This is a genomic window from Sphingomonas bacterium, assembly GCF_903643035.1.
In the GTDB taxonomy this organism is placed as follows: domain Bacteria; phylum Pseudomonadota; class Alphaproteobacteria; order Sphingomonadales; family Sphingomonadaceae; genus Sphingomonas.
Window position 1 is genome coordinate 1 of sequence record NZ_CAHJWW010000254.1, and the last position, 3,995, is coordinate 3,995.

Here is a 3,995-nt window from a genome sequence, read left to right on the forward strand (position 1 = left end):
CGCTCCCGCGGCCGCGCCGGCGCCGGCCGCGCCGCAGCAGCCGGTCGACGTCGGCGCCGTGCTGGCGCAGATCTCCGCCGCGAAGGGGAGCCCGCACCTCAACTATCAGACGTCGATCGTCGACCTGATGAAGCTGCTGGACCTCGACGCCAGCCTGTCGAACCGCGAGCAGCTCGCGACCGAGCTTGGCTATGCGGGCGCCAGGGACGGATCGGCGGCGATGAACATCTGGCTGCACAAGGCGGTGATGACCGAGCTTGAGAAGAACGGCGGCACCGTGCCGGCCGACCTGAAGGGCTGAACCGGCGACGGGTCGGCTGGCCAGGCGACGGGCCGGGCGAAGGGACGGAGCGCGGCGGGTTGCAATCCGGCGCGCTCCGGCCCATATGCTTTTCGCTACAGTCGCATATCGACGGTCTATGGCGCTTTGCGGCTCCTTCTTCCTTCTTTCCCTGCTGCCACGGCTCCGGGCGACCGGGACTCCGGTCCGCCCCTTGAAAGAAGGAACATCCCATGACTACCGGTACCGTCAAGTTCTTCAATGCCGACAAGGGCTATGGCTTCATCGCTCCCGAGGGTGGTGGCGCCGATGCGTTCGTCCACATCTCCGCCGTCGAGCGCGCGGGGATGCAGACGCTGAACCAGAACCAGCGCGTGACCTACGAACTGGAGCAGGACCGTCGCGGCAAGACCAGCGCGGTCAATCTCCAGGCGGCCGATTGATATGATACCGATGGCGGTCCCGCAGCGCGGGGCCGCCATCTTCTCTCAAGACCGCAGGGGCACGGCCGCATGAACGACAATCCAGACTTCTTCCGTGCCCGTGCCGAGGAAGAACAGGCCAACGCCGATGCCGCGACGCTCGACAACGTGCGCGACCGGTGCGAGCGCGCCGCCAAGGCCTGGTCGACGATGGCGGATCGCGCCGAACGCACCCAGACCATGCGGCTGACCCGCGAGGCCGCGACCCGCGAGGCCGTCGCTTCCGCCCAGACCGCGCTCGCCGCGGAATGATCTTGCGCGACCGCAGCGGATCGCGGCGATCGGCGCGTTGGGGCCGGCAGACCTAGTCAGCCTCCCATCCTTTTCCCCGCCGTCCTCATTCGGAGTTCCGACCATGACGACCCGTACCGCCAGTGCCCGCTACGATGGCCTCGGCCAATCCGGCGCCGGCCATATCACCGCCCAGTCCGGCGTGCTCGACGAGACGCCCTATGGCTTTTCCACGCGTTTCGGCGACGAGAAGGGCACCAATCCCGAGGAGCTGATCGCCGCGGCGCACGCCAGCTGCTTCACGATGGCGCTGTCGTTCGCGCTTGCCGGCGCGGGGTTCAAGGACGGTACGTTGCAGACGGGCGCGGCCGTGACGCTCGACAAGGACGGCGACGGTTTCAAGGTCACGCGATCGGAGCTGACGCTGACCGCCTCCGTGCCGAGAATCGAGCCGGCCGAGTTCGAGCGGATCGCCGCGGAGGCCAAGGCCAATTGCCCGATCTCCAAGCTGCTGAACGCCGACATCACGCTGACGCACACGCTGGCCTGAGATAGCCGCATCTGGTCGGACCTTGCAAAACGTCCGGGTAACGCCTTGGGCGCCACGGCGGCGGCGTGCGGGATCAGTCGCCCAGCAGCGAGCTTTTCCGCGGGATCGTCTCCCTGCTCTGCTGTCCCTTGTCGAGATGCTCGGACGGGTGGCGCGCGTCGCCGTCGCGCTGGAGCTCGGTGGATGGATCGGGATGTCCCGTTCCGGTCGCGGGACCGTCGGCGGCGGGGGCTGGGGCAAGCTTGGGGGTCGGCATGGTCATTCTCCTTGGCGGCGGTAACGCGCGCCGACGCCGCCGCGCTCCCTTGCCGGCCGAGCATAAGCTGGTAACCCGGACGCTGCTTTCGGAGAAGACCATGCGCCGCTCGACCCTTTCGCTGTTCCTGACCGCCGCCACGACCATCGCCGCACCCGCGCTTGCCGCCCCGATCCACGGCTATGGCGGGCTGGCGATCTCCCGCGCCGGCGACCGGATCGCGACGGTGGAGGGCGGAGACGGCGGCGGTGGTGGGAGTGGGGGCCACGGCGTCGTCACGTTGCGCTCGGCGGCGGACGGTCACGTCCTTGGGACGCTCGATCCGTGTCCGACGTGCAGCTATTCGGGGCTGGTGTTCGGGTCGGGTGACAGGCTGGCCTTCGTCGCGCGCGACCGGACGGCGCGCACCGCGACGCTGGAGGTCGCCGAGAACGGCCGGACGACGCCTGTCGCCACGATCGCCGGCCTCGCCGCCACCCCGCGTTTCTCACCGGACGGCAAGCGGATCGCGTTGCTGGTGACGATCGGCGCCGCCAAGGAGACCGGCGCGACGCAGGCCGGCGTGCGCCAGGTGGGCGAGATCGGCGAGACCAACGACGACCAGCGGATCGCCGTCTTTCCGCTCGGCGCCGCGCCGCTCGCGGCCGCGGCGGTGGCGCCGGTCAGCCCCGCTGGCCGCTTCGTCTACGAATACGACTGGACGCCCGACGGCGCCGGCTTCGTCGCCACGACCGCGCTCGGCAACGGCGACAACAACTGGTGGGTCGCGACGATCGACCGGATCGACGCTGCGACCGGCGCGGTCACGTCCGTGGCGAAACCCGCGACTCAGGTGGACTTTCCGCGCGTGTCGCCGGACGGGAAGACGGTCGCCTATATCGGCGGGCTGATGAGCGATTTCGGCTCGGTCGGCGGGGATGTGTGGACGGTGCCGCTGGCGGGCGGCGCGCCGACCGACGTCACGCGCGGCGCGGCGATGACGTTCACCTCGCTCGACTGGACGGCGGCGGGCCTGCAGGCGGTGGCGCTGGCCGGCGACAGGATGCAGATCGTGGCGCTGTCGCCCGGCAAGGCCCCGGCATCGGGCTTCAGCCAGCCGGTCAGCCTGGCCGCCGGCGATGGAAAGGTTGCCTTCTCCGCGGACGGCCTACGCTCCGCTACGGTGGTTCAGGACTTTACCCACGCACCCGCCATCTATGCCGGCCCGGCGCTCGCGCCCGTGCAGGTCACGCACGACAACGACGCCGCCCCCGCGCATGTCGCCGCGCGCTCGATCAGCTGGCGGAACGAGGGCTTCACCGTGCAGGGCTGGCTGCTGTCGCCGCTGGGCGCCGATCCGGCCGCGAAGATGCCGATGATCGTCGCCGTCCACGGCGGCCCGTCCGCGGCGAGCAGCCCGCGCTATTACGACAAGGGCCTGTCCACCGCCGCGATCGACGCTGGCTATGCGCTGTTCCTGCCCAACCCGCGCGGCTCCTATGGCCAGGGAGAGGCGTTCACCGCCGCCAACCGGCGCGATTTTGGCGGCGGCGACCTGCGCGACATACTGGCGGGCGTCGACGCGGCGGAAAGGGCGGCGCCGATCGACGATGCGCGGCTGGGCATGACCGGGTGCAGCTATGGCGGGTTCATGGCGATGTGGGCCAATACCCAGACCAACCGCTTCAAGGCGATCGTCGCGGGCGCGGGCCTGTCGAACTGGATCAGCTATTACGGCACCAACGGCATCGACCAGTGGATGACGCCGTTCTTCGGCAAGACCGCCTACGACGATCACAAGGCGTATGAGGACGTGTCGGCGGTCTATCACGTCGCGACCGCGCACACGCCCACCTTCATCTACGTCGGCGAGCGCGACATCGAGGTGCCGCCGACCCAGTCGATCGAATGGTGGCACGCCTTGAGGGCGCAGGGCGTGGACAGCAGCCTGGTGATCTATCCCGACGCGGGCCATTGCGTGCCGACGCAAGGGGCGGACATCTCGAAGCGAAGCCTCGCGTGGTTCAGCCGGTATCTGACCAGGCCCGCGGCGAAATAGCCGGGACGACGGCCCCGCGCTTCAGTGCAGCGGCTTGCCCGAGTCCTTCCACCGGTCGAGTATCCCCGGGTCGGGCAGCGGGCCGGACAGGGGCCTGCCGGTCGCGGCGTGCGGAGGCTGGATCGTCGTGGCCGCCGTCACCGGCCCGGCGGCCGGTC

Annotated in this window: 6 protein-coding genes; 5 read left to right on the forward strand and 1 reads right to left on the reverse strand. The window is 69.9% G+C overall.

Translation table 11 applies throughout. The features are described from left to right. The 4 genes from HUV01_RS13240 to HUV01_RS13255 all read left to right on the forward strand — a co-directional run. Positions 1-301: DUF3597 domain-containing protein (locus HUV01_RS13240; protein ID WP_174298693.1), on the forward strand; the 301-nt coding region annotated here is incomplete at its 5' end. A 212-nt stretch (positions 302-513) separates the two neighbouring features. Then, positions 514-723: a cold-shock protein gene (locus tag HUV01_RS13245; RefSeq protein ID WP_174298694.1), complete on the forward strand. Its 210-nt coding sequence runs from the start codon at positions 514-516 to the stop codon at positions 721-723. Between the two features lie 69 nt (positions 724-792). Beyond that, the gene (locus HUV01_RS13250; RefSeq protein WP_174298695.1) at positions 793-1,014 is read left to right on the forward strand and encodes a hypothetical protein; all 222 of its coding nucleotides are present in this window, start codon (positions 793-795) and stop codon (positions 1,012-1,014) included. A gap of 103 nt (positions 1,015-1,117) precedes the next feature. Next, positions 1,118-1,543, forward strand: a complete 426-nt coding sequence (locus HUV01_RS13255) for an OsmC family protein (protein ID WP_174298696.1) — start codon at positions 1,118-1,120, stop codon at positions 1,541-1,543. 73 nt (positions 1,544-1,616) lie between these two features. Here HUV01_RS13255 and HUV01_RS13260 read toward each other — a convergent pair whose 3' ends face one another. Further along, complete coding sequence (locus HUV01_RS13260) at positions 1,617-1,799, reverse strand: hypothetical protein (protein ID WP_174298697.1); 183 nt, start codon at positions 1,797-1,799, stop codon at positions 1,617-1,619. 100 nt (positions 1,800-1,899) lie between these two features. Here HUV01_RS13260 and HUV01_RS13265 point away from each other — a divergent pair, with 100 nt between their 5' ends. After that, positions 1,900-3,837 carry a prolyl oligopeptidase family serine peptidase gene (locus HUV01_RS13265; RefSeq protein WP_174298698.1) on the forward strand — a complete coding sequence of 646 codons (1,938 nt, stop codon included), beginning with the start codon at positions 1,900-1,902 and terminating at the stop codon, positions 3,835-3,837. The last annotated feature ends 158 nt before the right edge of the window (positions 3,838-3,995 follow it).